The following is a 13753-nucleotide window of genomic DNA, read 5'->3' as shown; positions in this document are numbered from 1 at the left end:
ACAACGGCGGCGCGCCCCAGAACTCGGCCCGGTAGCGCCCGCCCTCAGGCCCGCGCCGCGGCGTGGGCCAGGGCGAGCGCGCCGAGCAGCGGCGCGTCGTCCGTGAACCGGCCGGGCCGGATCTCCGGCGGGAACGGCACGGCGCGCCGCACCTCGCAGGCCAGCCTGGGCACGATCAGCCCGGCCGCGCCCATCATGCCGCCGCCCACGACCAGCCGCTCCGGGTCGAGCGTGACGCACAGGTTCGCCACGGTCATGGTCAGCACCCGCAGCGTCTCCTCCACCAGCTCCGCCAGCGGCCCGGAACGTGCGGCGAGCACCTCCTCCGCCGTGGTCGCGCGGCCGAGCAGCGCGCCGCCCCTGGCCGCCAGCCCCGCGCCGGAGACCAGCTCCTCCAGCGGCACCCGCCCGTCGGCGAAGGCCGCCTGCCCCGGCGTGACCTGGAGGTAGCCGATCTCGCCGGCCGCGCCGTGCGCCCCGGCCACCACCCGGCCGCCGACCACCAGGGCCGCCGCCAGGCCGGTGCCGAGGTTGAGGTAGACGCCCGTGGAGACGCCGCGCAGCGCGCCCCACCGCAGCTCGGCCGCCGCCGCCGCGTTCACGTCGTTGTCGATGGCCACCGGCGTGGCGCCGAACTCCTCCCCCAGCAGCCTGGGCAGCTCCAGCCCCTCCCAACCGGGGACGTTCGGGGCCAGGCGCACCACGCCGTCCCTGATCACCCCGCAGGTCGAGAAGCCGACCGCGGCCGGCCGCCCGTCCAGGACGCGGGCCGCGGCCAGGGCCCGGACGAGCGTGTCCGGCCCGGTCTCCAGCCGGGTGCGACCGGCGACCACGGGCCCGTCGGAGCCCGACACCCCGATCGCGACCTTGGTGCCGCCGACGTCGATGCCCAGGACCCGGCTCATCGCGCGGCGCCCCTGCGGGCCAGCGAGTCGATCGCCACCGCCAGGGCCAGCACGCCGGCCGTCACCATGAACCGCACGGAGGAGTCCACGCTCAGCAGGTACATGCCGTTGGTGATCGACTGGATGACCAGCACCCCGAGCAGCGCGGCGTAGGCGCGGCCCCGGCCGCCGAACAGCGACGTGCCGCCGATGACCGCCGTCGCGATGGCCATGAGCAGGATGTCGCTCCCGCCCGACCCCTGGTTGACCGCCGACAGCCGGCTGGCCGCCAGCACGCCGCCGGCCGCCGCCAACGTGGAGGCCAGCACGAACGCCAGGATCCTGATACTGGTCACGTTGATGCCCGCGCGCCTGGCGGCCTCGGCGTTGCCGCCGACGGCGTACAGGTGGCGGCCGAAGGCGGTGTGCCGCAGCACCAGGTCCAGCAGGACGACCAGCGCGCCGAAGAGCACCAGCAGCAGCGGCACGCCCCGGTCGGCCGACATGACCGCCACCGCCGCGCCGAGCACGACCGCCAGCCCGCCCGACGACACGGGGACCTGCCACGCCGGCGCCACGGGCAGCCCGGCGGCCAGCCGCGCCCGCCTGGCCAGCGTGGCGATCCCGGCGTGCCCGCCGGCCAGCCCGATCACCAGCGCCCAGGACAGCCAGCCCGGCAGCCAGGTGTCGCTCAGCCCGGAGACGAACCCGTTGAACGGCAGGTTGATCGTCCCGCCCTCGCGCAGCAGGTAGAGCAGCAGCCCGAGCCAGCCCATCAGCCCGGCCAGCGTGACCACGAACGACGGCATCCGCAGCTTGGTCAGCATGAGCCCGTGCAGCAGCCCGATCGCCGCCCCGGCCGCCAGCGCGAGCAGGATGGCGAGCAGCGCGTTCCAGCCCTGCTTGACGTGGACGATCGTCATGATCGTGGCGCACAGGCCGCTGACCGAGCCGGCCGACAGGTCGATCTCGCCGAGCAGCAGCACCATGATGAGGCCGAGCGCGATCGTGCCCGTGGCGGCCATCTGGAGGACGAGGTTGGTGAGGTTCTCGGGCGACAGGAAACGGTCGTTGAGCGTGCTGAACACGATCGTGATCGCCACCAGTCCGCCGACCACCGGCCAGGCGCCGACCTCTCCCTGGCGCAGCCGTCCGGTCACCGCGATCGGCATCGCCGTCATTCGCCCGCTCCTGTGATCGCGGCCACGATCTCCTCGCGGGAGGCGTCGGCCGTACGGAACTCACCGGCGTTGCGCCCGAGGCGCAGCACCACCACCCGGTCGCTCACCTCGCGCACGTCGGCGAGGTTGTGCGAGATGACCAGCACCGCGAGCCCGCGCTCGCGCAGCCGCCGGATCAGCGCGAGCACCTGCGCCGTCTGCTCGACGCCGAGCGCGGCGGTCGGCTCGTCCAGGATGACCAGCCGGGGCTCGCCGAGCAGCGCCCTGGCGATGGCCACCGACTGCCGCTGGCCGCCCGACAACATCGACACCGGCACCCTGATGTCGCCGATGCGCACGTCGAGCTGGGCCAGCAGGTCGCGGGTCGCGCGTTCCATGCTCAGGTGACGCAGCACCGACCAGCGGCGGCGTTCGGCCCCGAGGAACAGGTTGGCCACGACGTCGAGGTTCTCGCAGAGCGCGAGATCCTGGTAGACGGTCGAGATGCCGAGCGCCTGAGCGTCGTGCGGGGTGGCGACGCGCACCGGCACGCCGTCCACGGTGATCTGGCCCTCGTCCGGCACGACCGCGCCGGAGATGGTCTTGACCAGCGTCGACTTGCCCGCCCCGTTGTCGCCCATGAGCGCCACGACCTCGCCGGGACGCAGGTCCAGCCCTGCCCCGTCGAGCGCCCGCACCGCTCCGTACCGTTTGGAGATCCCGGTCGCCGCGATCATCTACTCGATGCCCGCCTTCGCGCAGGCGGCCTTGACCTCGGCCGTGCAGATCTGGTCGGCCTTGTAGAACCCGTCCTTCACGATGGTGTCCTTGATCTTGTCGGCGGTGACCGCGATCGGGTCGAGGAGGAAGGCCGGGATGTCGGCGGTGCCGTTGTTCACCTTGGAGGTGGCGGCGGGCTGCTCGCCCTTGGTCAGGGCGACGGCCAGCTCGGCGGCCTTCTCCGCCTCTCTCCTGATGTCCAGGTAGATGGTCATGTACTGCTCGCCGGTGAGGATGCGCTGCACGGCGGCCAGTTCCGCGTCCTGCCCGGTGATGGGCGGCAGCTCCTTGTATCCGGCGCGCTTCATGGCCGCGATCGCGCCGCCCGCCATCCCGTCGTTGGCCGACAGCACGCCCACGATGTCGTCCCGGCCGAGGGCGGTGATCGCCTGCTCCATCTGCTGCTGCGCCTTGTCGGGGCTCCAGTCGGGGGTGTCGAACTCCCTGCCGACCTTGACCTTGCCGTCCAGGACGTTCTTGGCGCCCTTCTTGTAGTCGGCCGAGCTCGGGTCGGTGGGCGAGCCGTGGATCATCACGATCTGCCCCTTGGCCGTGGTGCCCTTGGCGTTCATGGCGTCGAGCAGCGCCTGGCCCTGCATCTCGCCCACCCGTACGTTGTTGAACGAGACGTAGTAGGCGTAGTCGATCCCCGAGATCAGACGGTCGTAGGCGACCACGGGGACCTTCTTCTGCCTGGCCTGGTTGACCAGGGGCGCCACCGCGTTGGCGTCCACGGCGTCCAGGACGAGCACGTCGGCGTCCTGGGTGAGCGCCGCCTCGACCTGTTGCTGCTGCTTGGCCGCGTCCTGCTCGGCGTTGCCGTAGATCACCTTGCAGCCGGGGCACAACGCCTTGACCTTGGCCTCGAACAGGGGACGGTCGAAGGCTTCGTACCGGGTGGTCTTGGATTCGGGGAGGAACAGGGCGATCGTCCCGCCCTGTCGCGCCGTGTCGGTCTGCGTGGTGGCCTGCGTGGTGGTGGTCGTGCCGGTGGTGCTGTTCCCGCAGGCGGCGGCCAGCAGGACCGCCGCCGCGGGGATGAGTCGCCAAGCTCGGTGCATCGCACTTCGTCCTCTCAGAAGATGCCCGCCCCCGCTTGGTAAGAAAGGTAGTTTACTATCAGGCGAGTTGGCTAGAGTGCACCTCGGAGGGAGGCCGGCACATGCGACGCGACCTGGCCAATCCACGGCTGCTGCGGGTGCTCAACGAGCGCCGCCTGCTCGACCAGCTCCACGAGCACGGCCCGGCCTCGCGCGCCGACCTGGCCAAGAGCACCGGCCTGTCCAAGCCCACGGTCTCGGCCGCCCTGGCCGGGCTGGCGGAGGACGGCCTGGTCCACCTGGTCGGGGAGGTGTCCGGGCGGCCCGGCCCGGTGTCCTCGCTCTACGACATGAACGCCGCCTCCACCCACGTCGCCGGGATCGACATCGGCCGCGACTGGATCCGGGTGGCCGTGGCCGACCTGCGCGGCACGTTCGCGGGGCGTACCGACGGGCGCAACACGGCCCGTACCTCGGCCGAGCTGGCCGGGCTGGTGGGCGAGCTGGCCAGGGCGGCGGCCCGCGAGGCGGAGGTCGAGTGGCGCACGATCACCTGCGCGGTGGTCGGCTCGCCCGGCGTGTACGACCCCGTCCGCGGCGGCCTCGACTTCGCCCCCAACCTGCCCGGCCCGCCGGACCTGGCCGACCGGCTGCGCGCGGCCCTCGGCGTCGAGCTCGTCATCGAGAACGACATCAACCTGGCCGCCGTCGGCGAACACGCCCACGGGGCCGGCCGCGGCAAGGCCAACTTCGCCCTGGTGTCCATCGGCACGGGCGTCGGCATGGGCATCGTGATCAACGGCGAGCTGTACGTGGGGGCGCGGGGGGCGGCCGGGGAGGTCTCCTACGTCCCGGCCGCCGAAGAACCGGCCGCCGCCGCCGCGCAGAGCGCCGACTCCTTCGTGGCGGGCGGGGACTCGTTCGCCCAGGGTGCCGACGCGTTCGCGCACGGGGCCACCGAGGCCGTCACCTCCGCCCCGGGTGTCGTGCGCGCCGCGCGGGCGGCAGGGCTGGAGCTGGAGACGGCCAGGGAGGTCTTCGCCGCCGCCGCCGACGGGAACGAGGCGGCCAGGTCGGTGGTGGAGGCCGAGGGGCGGCGCATCGGCGGGCTGCTGGTGGCGGTGGCCGCCGTGCTGGACCCGGAGGTGATCGTGCTGAGCGGGGGAGTGGGCCGCAACCTCGACCTGCTGGGCGCGTCCGTCGAGCGCCGCATCACCGAGCTCGGGCCGCTGCGTCCGCGGGTGGTGGCCAGCGTGCTCGGCGACAGCGGCGTCCTGCTGGGCGCGGTCGCCCACGCCAAGTCCCGCGCCTGGGACCTCATCTTCGACGCCCGCAGACACTGACCCCCGGCCCCTCGGGCCCCGGCCCCCCGGGCTCCCCGGCCCCCGGCCCCGGACCCCCGGAGGCTACGGGGGCGGCGCGTTCGGGTGGCGCGCCTTCGGGCGGTGCGGGTCTGGGGGGCGCGCCTTGCGTGCTTTGGTGGGGGTTTGGGCTCTGCGGGGGGTGGGGGGCGCCTTTACGATGTGGGGGTGGCCGGCCTCCTTCGTTCCGTGTGGCGCGAGCCTCGTCCCCCTGGCCCGCCGGTGCGGGTGTGGCGCGACTGGGCGCTCGTCGCGGCGCTCGTGCCGGCCGCGGTGATCGAGGGCGTCCTGCGGCCCGACCTCCGGTGGCCGGTGGTCTCGACGGCCGTCACCGTCGCGCTGATCCCCACGCTGCTGTGGCGCCGGACCAGGCCGCTGCTCATGGTCGCGCTCGTCTTCGGCGTCACCACCCTGGCCCCGCTGCTGACCGGCGGCGAGCCGGTGGAGACGTACACGCTGGTCTTCGTGACGATCGTGCTCTACGCGCTGTTCCGGTGGGGTTCGGGGCGCGAGGCCGGGATCGGGATGGCGGCGGGGCTCGTCGCGGTCGGCCTGTCGCTGGCCTCCGGCCGCATGGCGATCGGCGACGTCGTCCCGGCGCTGGGCGTGCTGGTCGCGACCGTCGGGCTGGGCAGCGCCTTCCGGTACCGGGCCGGCGCGCGGCTGCGCGAGCTCGACCAGGTCAAGCTGCTCGAACGCGAACAGCTCGCCCGCGACCTGCACGACACCGTCGCCCACCACGTCTCGGCCATGGCCATCCGCGCCCAGGCGGGCCTGGCCACCGCCGCCTCCGAGCCGGGCGCGGCCACCGACGCGCTGCGGGTGATCGAGGCCGAGGCGTCGCGCACGCTCGCCGAGATGCGGGCCATGGTCCGGGTGCTGCGCAGGAACGAGCCGGCGGAGCTGGCCCCGGGCCGCCACCTCGACGACCTGCGGCAGCTCGCCGGCCGCCCGCGGGTCGGCCCGGCCGTCGAGGTGGAGGTCGCGGACGGGCTCGGCGACCTGCCGCCGTCGGCGGGCGCCGCGCTCTACCGCATCGCCCAGGAGTCGATCACCAACGCCCGGCGGCACGCCCGCCACGCCACCCACATCACCATCCGCGTCACCGCCGACGACGCCGCCGTCCGCCTGACCGTGAGCGACGACGGCGACCGCGCCGGTGGCGTCGCCGCCCCCGGTTACGGTCTCATCGGCATGATCGAACGCGCCGCCCTGCTCGGCGGCACCTGCGAGGCGGGCCCCAACCCCAACCGGGGCTGGACGGTCACCGCCGTCCTGCCCAGGGAAGCCGCATGACCGACCAGCGGCAGCCGCATGACCGAGCAGGGGAAGCCGCATGACCGACCGACGGGAGGCCGCGTGACCGAGCAGCGGGAGGCCGGGGCCATCCGGGTGCTCGTCGCCGACGACCAGGAGATCGCCCGCACCGGGCTCAGGATGATCCTCGACGCCCAGCCCGGCATCGAGGTCGTCGGCGAGGCCGGCGACGGCAGGCGGGCCGTCGAGCTGGCCCGCCGCCTGCGTCCCGACGTGTGCCTGTTCGACATCCGCATGCCCGGCCTCGACGGCATCGCGGCCACCCGGCAGCTGGCCGGGCCCGACGTCGCCGACCCCATGGCGGTGGTCGTGATCACCACCTTCGACCTCGACGAGTACGTCTACGCCGCCCTCCGCGCCGGAGCCAGGGGCTTCCTGCTCAAGGACGCCGGCCCAGCGCTGCTCGCCCAGGCGGTGACCGCGGCGGCCGGCGGCGAGGCGCTCATCGCCCCGAGCGTGACCGCGCGCCTGCTGGCCGCCTTCGCCGGGGCCGGGCGTACCGAGGCGCCCGCGCAGCCGGTCGAGGCGCTGACCGGCCGCGAGGAGGAGATCCTGCGCGCGGTGGCCCGCGGCCGGACCAACAGCGAGATCGCCGCCGAGCTGCACATCTCGCTCAGCACGGTCAAGAGCCACGTCGCGAGCCTGATGACCAAGCTCGGCGTGCGCAACCGCGTCGAGATCGCCATGTGGGCCTACGAGACCGACCGCGTACGCACCTGACCCCGGCGGACGACCGACTCGGCCACCGCCAGGTTGATCACCCAGCCCGCGCCGACGAGCAGCGCCCGGCCCAGCTCGCCGGGTGGCCCGAAGGCGGCCAGCCCGAACGCCAGGGTGAACGCCTGCGTGCCCGCGCCGAGCCCGATCGCGTACCCGCGCGTCATCCAGGCCCGATGCCGGGCGACGTCGCGCCGCCGGATCGCGGCCAGGCCGAGCAGGAGGCAGGCGGCCATGGCCGTTCCGAACAGCAGCCGGAAGGCGGCCAGCAGCGTGCCGTCGCCCGCCGGAAGGTCGGAGAAGAGCGTCAGCCACAGCCCTGACAGCGCCGCGACCAGCCCGGACGCCACCAGCGCCCGCCCCGCCACCCGGTGCCACCCGGGCCGCCGGGCCCGGAACCCGGCCTGGAACTGGAACGTGCCGAGGACGCAGAACGCCAGCGACGCCGGGATGTGCAGCAGCACCGGCACGGGCATGGCGAAGAACCGCGCGTTGTCGGCCGTGACGGCGGCGCCGGAGGCCAGCTCGGTCACCCGGAGGGCGCCGGCGACCAGGGGGACGACGCTGAGCGTGAGCAGCCCGGCGGGTGCGATCCATCTCATGGGGGAGAGCGTGACGGCCGCGGCCGTGCCGGGTCATCGCGCGGACGGCCCCTCCCCGTTCGCACCATCGGCGGGACGGGCCGTCGTACTTTCGGCCATCGAGCCGTCGCCTTTCGACCGTTGAGCGTCCGCGCAGGTCGCGCCCACACTGACGGCACATCCACGAGGGAGGAAACGATGAAGGCCTACGTCCTGCGCAGGTTCGGCTCGCCCGACCAGCTCGTCCTGACCGAGGTCGAGCGGCCCGTGCCGCGCGACGACGAGGTGCTGATCCGGGTGCGGGCCACGTCCGTGCAGCCCTATGACTGGCACTTCATGCGGGGAGAGCCGTACCTGGCCCGGGTCATGGGCGGCGGGGTCGGGCTGCTGCGGCCGAGCATCGCCGTCCTCGGGGCCGACGTGGCGGGGGAGGTCGAGGCGGCGGGCAAGGACGTCACGCTGTTCCGCCCCGGCGACGAGGTGTACGCGATGTCCCTGCGGGGCGGCTTCGGCGAGTACGTCTGCCTGCGGCAGGACGAGGTGGCCCCCAAGCCGCGGGGGCTGTCGTTCGAGCAGGCGGCGGCGGTGCCGATGGCGGCCAACACCGCGCTGATCGCGCTGCGCGACGAGGGACGCGTGCAGCCGGGCCAGAAGGTGCTGGTCAACGGCGCGTCCGGCGGTGTGGGCACGTTCGCCGTGCAGCTCGCCAGGTCGATGGGGGCCCACGTCACCGGCGTGTGCGGCGGGCGCAACGCGGACCTGGTCCGCTCGCTCGGCGCGGACGACGTCGTCGACCACACCAAGGAGGACTTCGCGGCCTCGGGCCGGCGCTTCGACCTCCTCATCGACGTGGCGGGCGGCCGCCGGCTGTCGGACTGCCGTCGCGTGCTGACCAGGAAGGGCACGTACGTGCTGGTCGGCGGGCCGGCCGGCCGCTGGGTGCAGCCGGCCGGCCACATGTTCGCCGCACTGGCGTCGGCGACCTTCGTCCCGCAGCGGATCGTCAGGGCGGACGTGGTCCGCTGCGGGAGCAACAGGGCGAACCTGCTGACGCTGACCGGGCTGATCGAGCAGGGGGAGGTCACCCCGGTCATCGACAGGACCTTCCCGTTCGGCGAGATCCCGGCGGCCGTCCGCTACCAGGAGGAGGGACACTCGCCGGGGAAGGTCGTCGTCACAGGGTCGCGGTGAGCATCGCGGGGGCCGGGGCCTTGCGGAGCTGGGCGTAGTCGGCCCAGCGCTTGACGCCCTGGGGGTCGGGGCGTACCGCGCCGACGAAGGCCTGCCTGCGCCACTGCGACAGGCGTTCCTCCTTCACCACGTCGCCGGTGTGGGGGGAGTGGACCATGTAGCCGGGCTTGGAGATCATGCCGACGTGGCCGAGGCCGCTGAAGAACACCAGGTCGCCTGGTTTGAGGTCTTTCCAGGCGATTTTCTTGGAGAAGGCGCCGTACTGATCCGCGGCGACTCTGGGGAGCTCGATGCCGGCGTCCTCGTAGGCCCTGAGCATGAGGCCCGAGCAGTCGTAGCCCCGCTCGCTGGCGCCGCCCCACACGTACGGGGTGCCGCGCTTGTCCATGGCGTATTCGAGGGCGACCTTCCAGGCCGGTTTCGGCACGTGCCGTTCCTGGACCTGTTTCACCTGGGGGCCGGTGAGGGTGATGGCGGGGGTGGGGTCGGCGGGAGCGGCGGGCGCGAGACCCGCTCCGCCCGCCGCCACCGCCAGGAGAATGGCGATGCTAGACAGGGGACTGTCCTTCCACGTGGCCGGCCGGGTTAGCTGACGGGCTCGGGCCTGGAAGTAGCCCTACGGCGGTGCTTGAGAGCGGTGCCGATTCGCCCCGGGGGGAAAGATGGGTCCCCGGCTCCACGCAGCGGCTGCGTGGATTAGGCTCGTCGGACTCTAACGAAACGGTCAAAAGGTCGCAATCCCCCCAAAACGGATTGTCCGGAGATTGAGATGATGTGTTCGTCAGCCGAGACGAGCCGGTAAGGTACCGCCCATGGAGTCGCGTAACATCCGCCTGGCCGTCATCCCCGGGGATGGCATCGGCGCCGAGGTCGTAGCCGAAGGGCTCAAGGCCCTGGAGGCCGTGGGCACGAAGATCGAGCCCACCCACTACGACCTGGGCGCAGCCCGCTACCACCGCACGGGCGAGACGCTGCCCGACGCGGTGCTCGAAGAGCTGCGCGGCTACGACGCGATCCTGCTCGGCGCCGTGGGCGACCCCAGCGTGCCGCCGGGCATCCTGGAGCGCGACCTGCTGCTCAAGCTCAGGTTCGAGTTCGACCACTACGTCAACCTGCGCCCGGTCAAGCTGTTCCCCGGCGTCGAGACCGCGCTGGCCGGCGCCACCGCCGAGCACATCGACATGGTCGTCGTCCGCGAGGGCACCGAGGGCCTCTACGCCGGCACCGGCGGCGTCATGCGGCGCGGCACGCCGCACGAGATCGCCACCCAGGAGTCGCTGAACACCGCCCACGGTGTCGAGCGCGTCGTGCGTTACGCCTTCCAGAAGGCGCAGTCGCGGCCCCGCAAGAAGCTCACGCTCGTCCACAAGACGAACGTGCTCACCTTCGCCGGCGACCTGTGGCAGCGCACGGTCAACCGCGTGGCCGAGGAGTTCCCCGACGTCACCACCGACTACAGCCACATCGACGCGGCCTCGATGTTCTTCGTCACCCAGCCCGAGCGCTTCGACGTGATCGTCACCGACAACCTGTTCGGCGACATCATCACCGACCTCGGCGCCGCGATCGCCGGCGGCATCGGCCTGGCGGCCAGCGGCAACATCAACCCCGAGCGCACCTCGCCGAGCATGTTCGAGCCGGTGCACGGCAGCGCGCCCGACATCGCCGGTCAGGGCAAGGCCGACCCGACCGCCACCATCCTGTCCGTGGGCATGCTCCTCGACCACCTCGGCCTGCACGCCGAGGCCGCCAAGGTCGAGCAGGCCGTGGCCGCCGACATCGCCGAGCGCGTCACCGGCCGCGCCGGCCGTTCGACCAGCGAGATCGGCGACGACATCTCCGCGCGAGTATCCGGCTAGGACCGTCTAGCCCCGTACGCGCCTGGCGGTCCCGACGAGGACTGCCAGGCGCTTTTTGGCGTTCAGAGGGTTGAACCCATCCCAACTGCCTCTTGCCATCCCAAATGGCAAGACAATAGGAAGTACGAATACTGCTCGTGGGCAGTAGCTTTCAGGATCGTAGATTCGCAGAGAGTAAGGACCGTCGTCATGACCATCGCTCAGAAGCTCAGCTTCGACGTGCAGCATTCCGACCACGCTCGCACCGCGGCCGAGCGGGAGCAGGTACTGGCGAACCCCGGGTTCGGGCAGGTCTTCACCGACCACATGATCACGATCGACTACACCGAGGGCCAGGGGTGGCACGACGCCGCGCTCCTGCCGTACGGGCCGCTCCTGCTCGACCCCGCGACCTCGGTCTTCCACTACGCGCAGGAGCTGTTCGAGGGACTGAAGGCGTACCGGCAGATCTCCGGCTCGATCGTGGCCTTCCGTCCGTACGCGAACGCCGCCCGCTTCAACCGCTCGGCCGAGCGCATGGCCATGCCGGAGCTGCCGGAGGAGGCGTTCGTGGAGTCGCTGGAGCTCCTGGTCTCGGCCGACAAGGAGTGGGTGCCGACCACCGAGGGCCACAGCCTCTACCTGCGTCCGTTCATGTTCGCCACGCAGGCCGGGCTCGGCGTCAACTACCCGTCGAAGACCTACAAGTACATGGTCATCGCCTCGCCGGCGGCCTCGTACTTCGCCGGTGGCATCAAGCCCGTCTCGGTGTGGCTGTCGACCGAGTACACGCGCGCCGCGCCCGGCGGCACCGGCTTCGCCAAGTGCGGCGGCAACTATGCCGCCGCCTTCGTCGCCCAGCGCCAGGCCGTCGAGAACGGCTGCGACCAGGTCGTCTGGCTCGATGCCCACAAGCACGAGTACGTCGAGGAGATGGGCGGGATGAACCTGTTCTTCGTCTTCGGCAACAAGCTCGTCACCCCGGCGCTCACCGGCACCCTGCTGCCCGGCATCACCCGCGAGTCGATCCTGGAGCTGGCCGACGAGCTCGGCCTGGAGACCGAGGAGCGGCTGATCTCGGTGGACGAGTGGGAGTCCGCCTGCGCCGCCGGCGAGCTGACCGAGGTGTTCGCGTGCGGCACCGCCGCCGTGGTGACCCCCGTGGGTTCGGTCAGGGGCGCCGACCGCTCCTGGACCATCGCCGACGGCACCCCGGGCCCGGTGACCATGCGGGTGCGCGAGGAGCTCGTCGGCATCCAGTACGGCGCCCGCCCCGACACTCGCGGCTGGATCCACAAGATCGCCTAGGGCGTGCCGGGGAGGCCGGCGTTCAGCCGCCGGCCACCGCCGGGATCCCGTGGTCAAGGGGGGTCTAGTGGTTCTTCCTGATCATCGTGATCCCGTCGGCGATCGGCAGCACGACCACGCTCACCCGCGGGTCCTCGATCACCAGGTCGTTGAACTCGCGGATCTGCACCGTCGTCGGCTCCGCGTGCGCCGGGTCGGCCACGTGCCCGCTGCGCAGCGTGTTGTCGGCCAGCAGCAGGCCGCCCGGCCGCAGCCGCTCGACCAGCAGCTCGTAGTAGCCGGGGTAGTTGCCCTTGTCGGCGTCGAGGAAGGCCAGGTCGACGGGCTCGTCGAAGGCGGCCAGCGTCTCCAGGGCGGGCCCGAGCGTCAGCGAGACGCGGTCGGTCACGCCCGCCTTCTCCCAGTAGCGCCGGGCGATCGAGGTCCACTCCTCGCTCACGTCAAAGCAGTGCAGCCGCCCGCCGGACAGCCCCCGCGCGATGCAGATCGAGGAGTAGCCGGTGAACGTGCCCACCTCGACCGCCACGGCCGGGGCCGCGAGCTGGGTGAGCATGGTCAGGAACCGGCCCTGGTCGGCGGAGATCTGCATGCCGGCGCGGTCGCCCGTCGCCTCGGCCGTCTCCCGTGCCAGCTCCTCCAGCAGGGAGTCGGGCGGGGTGGAGTGGTCGAGGATGTACCGGCCCACCGCGGGGTCGAGGAGGTTCGCCTTCATGAAGGTCATTCTCTCCTCACAGCGTTCTCTCACCGTCATCAGGTACCAATGAGGGAGCCGCGCCGGGCGGCCGTCCGGAGAGTGGTTCTGGCGTTGGTAGGGTCTGCGCGATCGGTGAGCGGGGAAATGGGCGGATGATGAAGCGGTTGATTGCGGTCGTGGTCGCGGGTGCGGCCCTGGTGGTGCTGGGTGTGCTGGCTTTCTCGGAGCCGGGTGAGACGGCCGGGTCGGTACGCCTGACCAGGCAGCTCGACGGTTCGATGGTCCTGGCCGACAGGTCCAGCGACGCGCCCGTGCTCGACGTGTACGAGGACTTCGACTGCCCGATCTGCAAGGAGATGCACTCCAAGGTCGACGGCACGATCCAGAAGCTGGCCAAGGAGGGCAGGCTCAAGGTCGTCTTCCACCCCGTGACGATCTTCCAGGACGAGCCCATGCGCTCCAACTCCATCAGGGCCGCGGCCGCCGCCCGGTGCATGCCGGAGGAGAACTGGCTGGCCTTCAGGGACGCGCTCTACGCGATGCAGCCCGCCCCGCACGGCACGGCCTCGGGCTTCACCGTGCAGGAGCTGGTCGCGGCGGCCAGGAAGGCGGGCGCCTCGGTGGACGAGTGCGTGACCTCGCAGTCGTACGCCAAGACGCACCTGGCGGAGACCGCGAAGATCCAGATCCAGGGCACGCCGACCGTCCTGCTCAACGGGCAGCAGCTCGGCAACGAGGTGTTCGACCCGGCGGCGCTCGAACGCGTCATCGTCGGCGGCACCGGCGTGCAAGTGTAAAGGTCGTGTCCACGAGTTGAGACCGATGTGCCAGATGGTGAATCCCTGTGGCAGACTGGCAGGCACCATGTTCTACAGTCTGCTC

14 protein-coding genes and 1 riboswitch are annotated in these 13753 nt (G+C 72.3%); of the genes, 7 read left to right on the top strand and 7 right to left on the bottom strand.

Features of this window, described 5'->3' with window-relative positions:
- Window positions 1–44: 44 nt before the first annotated feature.
- From AB0J97_RS06225 to AB0J97_RS06210, 4 genes are read right to left on the bottom strand one after another with little or no spacing between them, the layout of a single operon-like run.
- On the bottom strand, window positions 45–905 hold the full coding sequence (locus AB0J97_RS06225) for an ROK family protein (RefSeq protein ID WP_364085137.1): 861 nt from the start codon (window positions 903–905) through the stop codon (window positions 45–47).
- Window positions 902–2065 carry a sugar ABC transporter permease gene (locus AB0J97_RS06220; protein ID WP_364085134.1) on the bottom strand — a complete coding sequence of 388 codons (1164 nt, stop codon included), beginning with the start codon at window positions 2063–2065 and terminating at the stop codon, window positions 902–904. Before AB0J97_RS06220 ends, AB0J97_RS06225 begins: the two co-directional genes overlap by 4 nt.
- A complete protein-coding gene (locus tag AB0J97_RS06215; protein ID WP_357697595.1) occupies window positions 2062–2781 on the bottom strand; it encodes an ATP-binding cassette domain-containing protein in 720 nt (239 codons plus the stop codon). The genes AB0J97_RS06220 and AB0J97_RS06215 overlap by 4 nt, the downstream gene beginning before the upstream one ends.
- On the bottom strand, window positions 2782–3885 hold the full coding sequence (locus tag AB0J97_RS06210) for a sugar ABC transporter substrate-binding protein (protein WP_357697597.1): 1104 nt from the start codon (window positions 3883–3885) through the stop codon (window positions 2782–2784).
- A 101-nt stretch (window positions 3886–3986) separates the two neighbouring features.
- On the opposite strand from AB0J97_RS06210, the gene AB0J97_RS06205 reads away from it, so the two are divergent.
- The 3 genes from AB0J97_RS06205 to AB0J97_RS06195 all read left to right on the top strand — a co-directional run bounded on the left by AB0J97_RS06205 (window position 3987) and on the right by AB0J97_RS06195 (window position 7262).
- Entirely contained in the window at window positions 3987–5207 is a 1221-nt protein-coding gene (locus tag AB0J97_RS06205) for an ROK family transcriptional regulator (protein WP_364085130.1), read from the top strand.
- 186 nt (window positions 5208–5393) lie between these two features.
- A complete protein-coding gene (locus AB0J97_RS06200; RefSeq protein ID WP_364085127.1) occupies window positions 5394–6521 on the top strand; it encodes a sensor histidine kinase in 1128 nt (375 codons plus the stop codon).
- Window positions 6522–6584: 63 nt separating this feature from the next.
- Window positions 6585–7262 (top strand): response regulator transcription factor, encoded by a 678-nt coding sequence (locus AB0J97_RS06195; protein ID WP_364085124.1) that lies wholly within the window; start codon window positions 6585–6587, stop codon window positions 7260–7262.
- Here the strand turns inward: AB0J97_RS06195 and AB0J97_RS06190 are convergent.
- Window positions 7235–7861: a DUF2306 domain-containing protein gene (locus AB0J97_RS06190; protein ID WP_357697605.1), complete on the bottom strand. Its 627-nt coding sequence runs from the start codon at window positions 7859–7861 to the stop codon at window positions 7235–7237. The two genes, AB0J97_RS06195 and AB0J97_RS06190, sit on opposite strands and share 28 nt — an antisense overlap.
- A 177-nt stretch (window positions 7862–8038) precedes the next feature.
- Between AB0J97_RS06190 and AB0J97_RS06185 the strand changes: the two genes are divergently transcribed.
- On the top strand, window positions 8039–9031 hold the full coding sequence (locus tag AB0J97_RS06185; RefSeq protein WP_364085121.1) for an NAD(P)-dependent alcohol dehydrogenase: 993 nt from the start codon (window positions 8039–8041) through the stop codon (window positions 9029–9031).
- Here AB0J97_RS06185 and AB0J97_RS06180 read toward each other — a convergent pair.
- Window positions 9015–9560 carry a C40 family peptidase gene (locus AB0J97_RS06180; protein ID WP_364085118.1) on the bottom strand — a complete coding sequence of 182 codons (546 nt, stop codon included), beginning with the start codon at window positions 9558–9560 and terminating at the stop codon, window positions 9015–9017. The genes AB0J97_RS06185 and AB0J97_RS06180 overlap by 17 nt on opposite strands.
- Window positions 9561–9590: 30 nt before the next feature.
- Window positions 9591–9744, bottom strand: a riboswitch (cyclic di-AMP (ydaO/yuaA leader).
- 99 nt (window positions 9745–9843) lie between these two features.
- Between AB0J97_RS06180 and AB0J97_RS06175 the strand changes: the two genes are divergently transcribed.
- Both AB0J97_RS06175 and AB0J97_RS06170 read left to right on the top strand, forming a co-directional pair.
- The gene (locus AB0J97_RS06175; RefSeq protein ID WP_357697610.1) at window positions 9844–10890 is read left to right on the top strand and encodes a 3-isopropylmalate dehydrogenase; all 1047 of its coding nucleotides are present in this window, start codon (window positions 9844–9846) and stop codon (window positions 10888–10890) included.
- 189 nt (window positions 10891–11079) lie between these two features.
- Window positions 11080–12177: a branched-chain amino acid aminotransferase gene (locus tag AB0J97_RS06170; RefSeq protein WP_357697612.1), complete on the top strand. Its 1098-nt coding sequence runs from the start codon at window positions 11080–11082 to the stop codon at window positions 12175–12177.
- 64 nt (window positions 12178–12241) lie between these two features.
- On the opposite strand, the gene AB0J97_RS06165 is transcribed toward AB0J97_RS06170, so the two are convergent.
- A complete protein-coding gene (locus tag AB0J97_RS06165; protein ID WP_357697613.1) occupies window positions 12242–12889 on the bottom strand; it encodes an O-methyltransferase in 648 nt (215 codons plus the stop codon).
- Between the two features lie 134 nt (window positions 12890–13023).
- On the opposite strand from AB0J97_RS06165, the gene AB0J97_RS06160 reads away from it, so the two are divergent.
- Entirely contained in the window at window positions 13024–13668 is a 645-nt protein-coding gene (locus tag AB0J97_RS06160) for a thioredoxin domain-containing protein (RefSeq protein ID WP_364085113.1), read from the top strand.
- The last annotated feature ends 85 nt before the right edge of the window (window positions 13669–13753 follow it).

The sequence above is a fragment of the Nonomuraea sp. NPDC049607 genome, assembly GCF_040675375.1.
In the GTDB taxonomy this organism is placed as follows: domain Bacteria; phylum Actinomycetota; class Actinomycetes; order Streptosporangiales; family Streptosporangiaceae; genus Nonomuraea.
Note: the sequence above shows the minus strand (reverse complement) of the source record. Positions and strands in the feature narration are given on the sequence as shown.

Bases quoted from the DNA above. Each gene is read 5' to 3' on its own strand.
- AB0J97_RS06225 (WP_364085137.1), bottom strand. From the start codon at position 905: ATGAGCCGGGTCCTGGGCATCGACGTCGGCGGCACCAAGGTCGCGATC.
- AB0J97_RS06220 (WP_364085134.1), bottom strand. From the start codon at position 2,065: ATGACGGCGATGCCGATCGCGGTGACCGGACGGCTGCGCCAGGGAGAG.
- AB0J97_RS06215 (WP_357697595.1), bottom strand. From the start codon at position 2,781: ATGATCGCGGCGACCGGGATCTCCAAACGGTACGGAGCGGTGCGGGCG.
- AB0J97_RS06210 (WP_357697597.1), bottom strand. From the start codon at position 3,885: ATGCACCGAGCTTGGCGACTCATCCCCGCGGCGGCGGTCCTGCTGGCC.
- AB0J97_RS06205 (WP_364085130.1), top strand. From the start codon at position 3,987: ATGCGACGCGACCTGGCCAATCCACGGCTGCTGCGGGTGCTCAACGAG.
- AB0J97_RS06190 (WP_357697605.1), bottom strand. From the start codon at position 7,861: ATGAGATGGATCGCACCCGCCGGGCTGCTCACGCTCAGCGTCGTCCCC.
- AB0J97_RS06185 (WP_364085121.1), top strand. From the start codon at position 8,039: ATGAAGGCCTACGTCCTGCGCAGGTTCGGCTCGCCCGACCAGCTCGTC.
- AB0J97_RS06175 (WP_357697610.1), top strand. From the start codon at position 9,844: ATGGAGTCGCGTAACATCCGCCTGGCCGTCATCCCCGGGGATGGCATC.
- AB0J97_RS06170 (WP_357697612.1), top strand. From the start codon at position 11,080: ATGACCATCGCTCAGAAGCTCAGCTTCGACGTGCAGCATTCCGACCAC.
- AB0J97_RS06165 (WP_357697613.1), bottom strand. From the start codon at position 12,889: ATGAAGGCGAACCTCCTCGACCCCGCGGTGGGCCGGTACATCCTCGAC.
- AB0J97_RS06160 (WP_364085113.1), top strand. From the start codon at position 13,024: ATGATGAAGCGGTTGATTGCGGTCGTGGTCGCGGGTGCGGCCCTGGTG.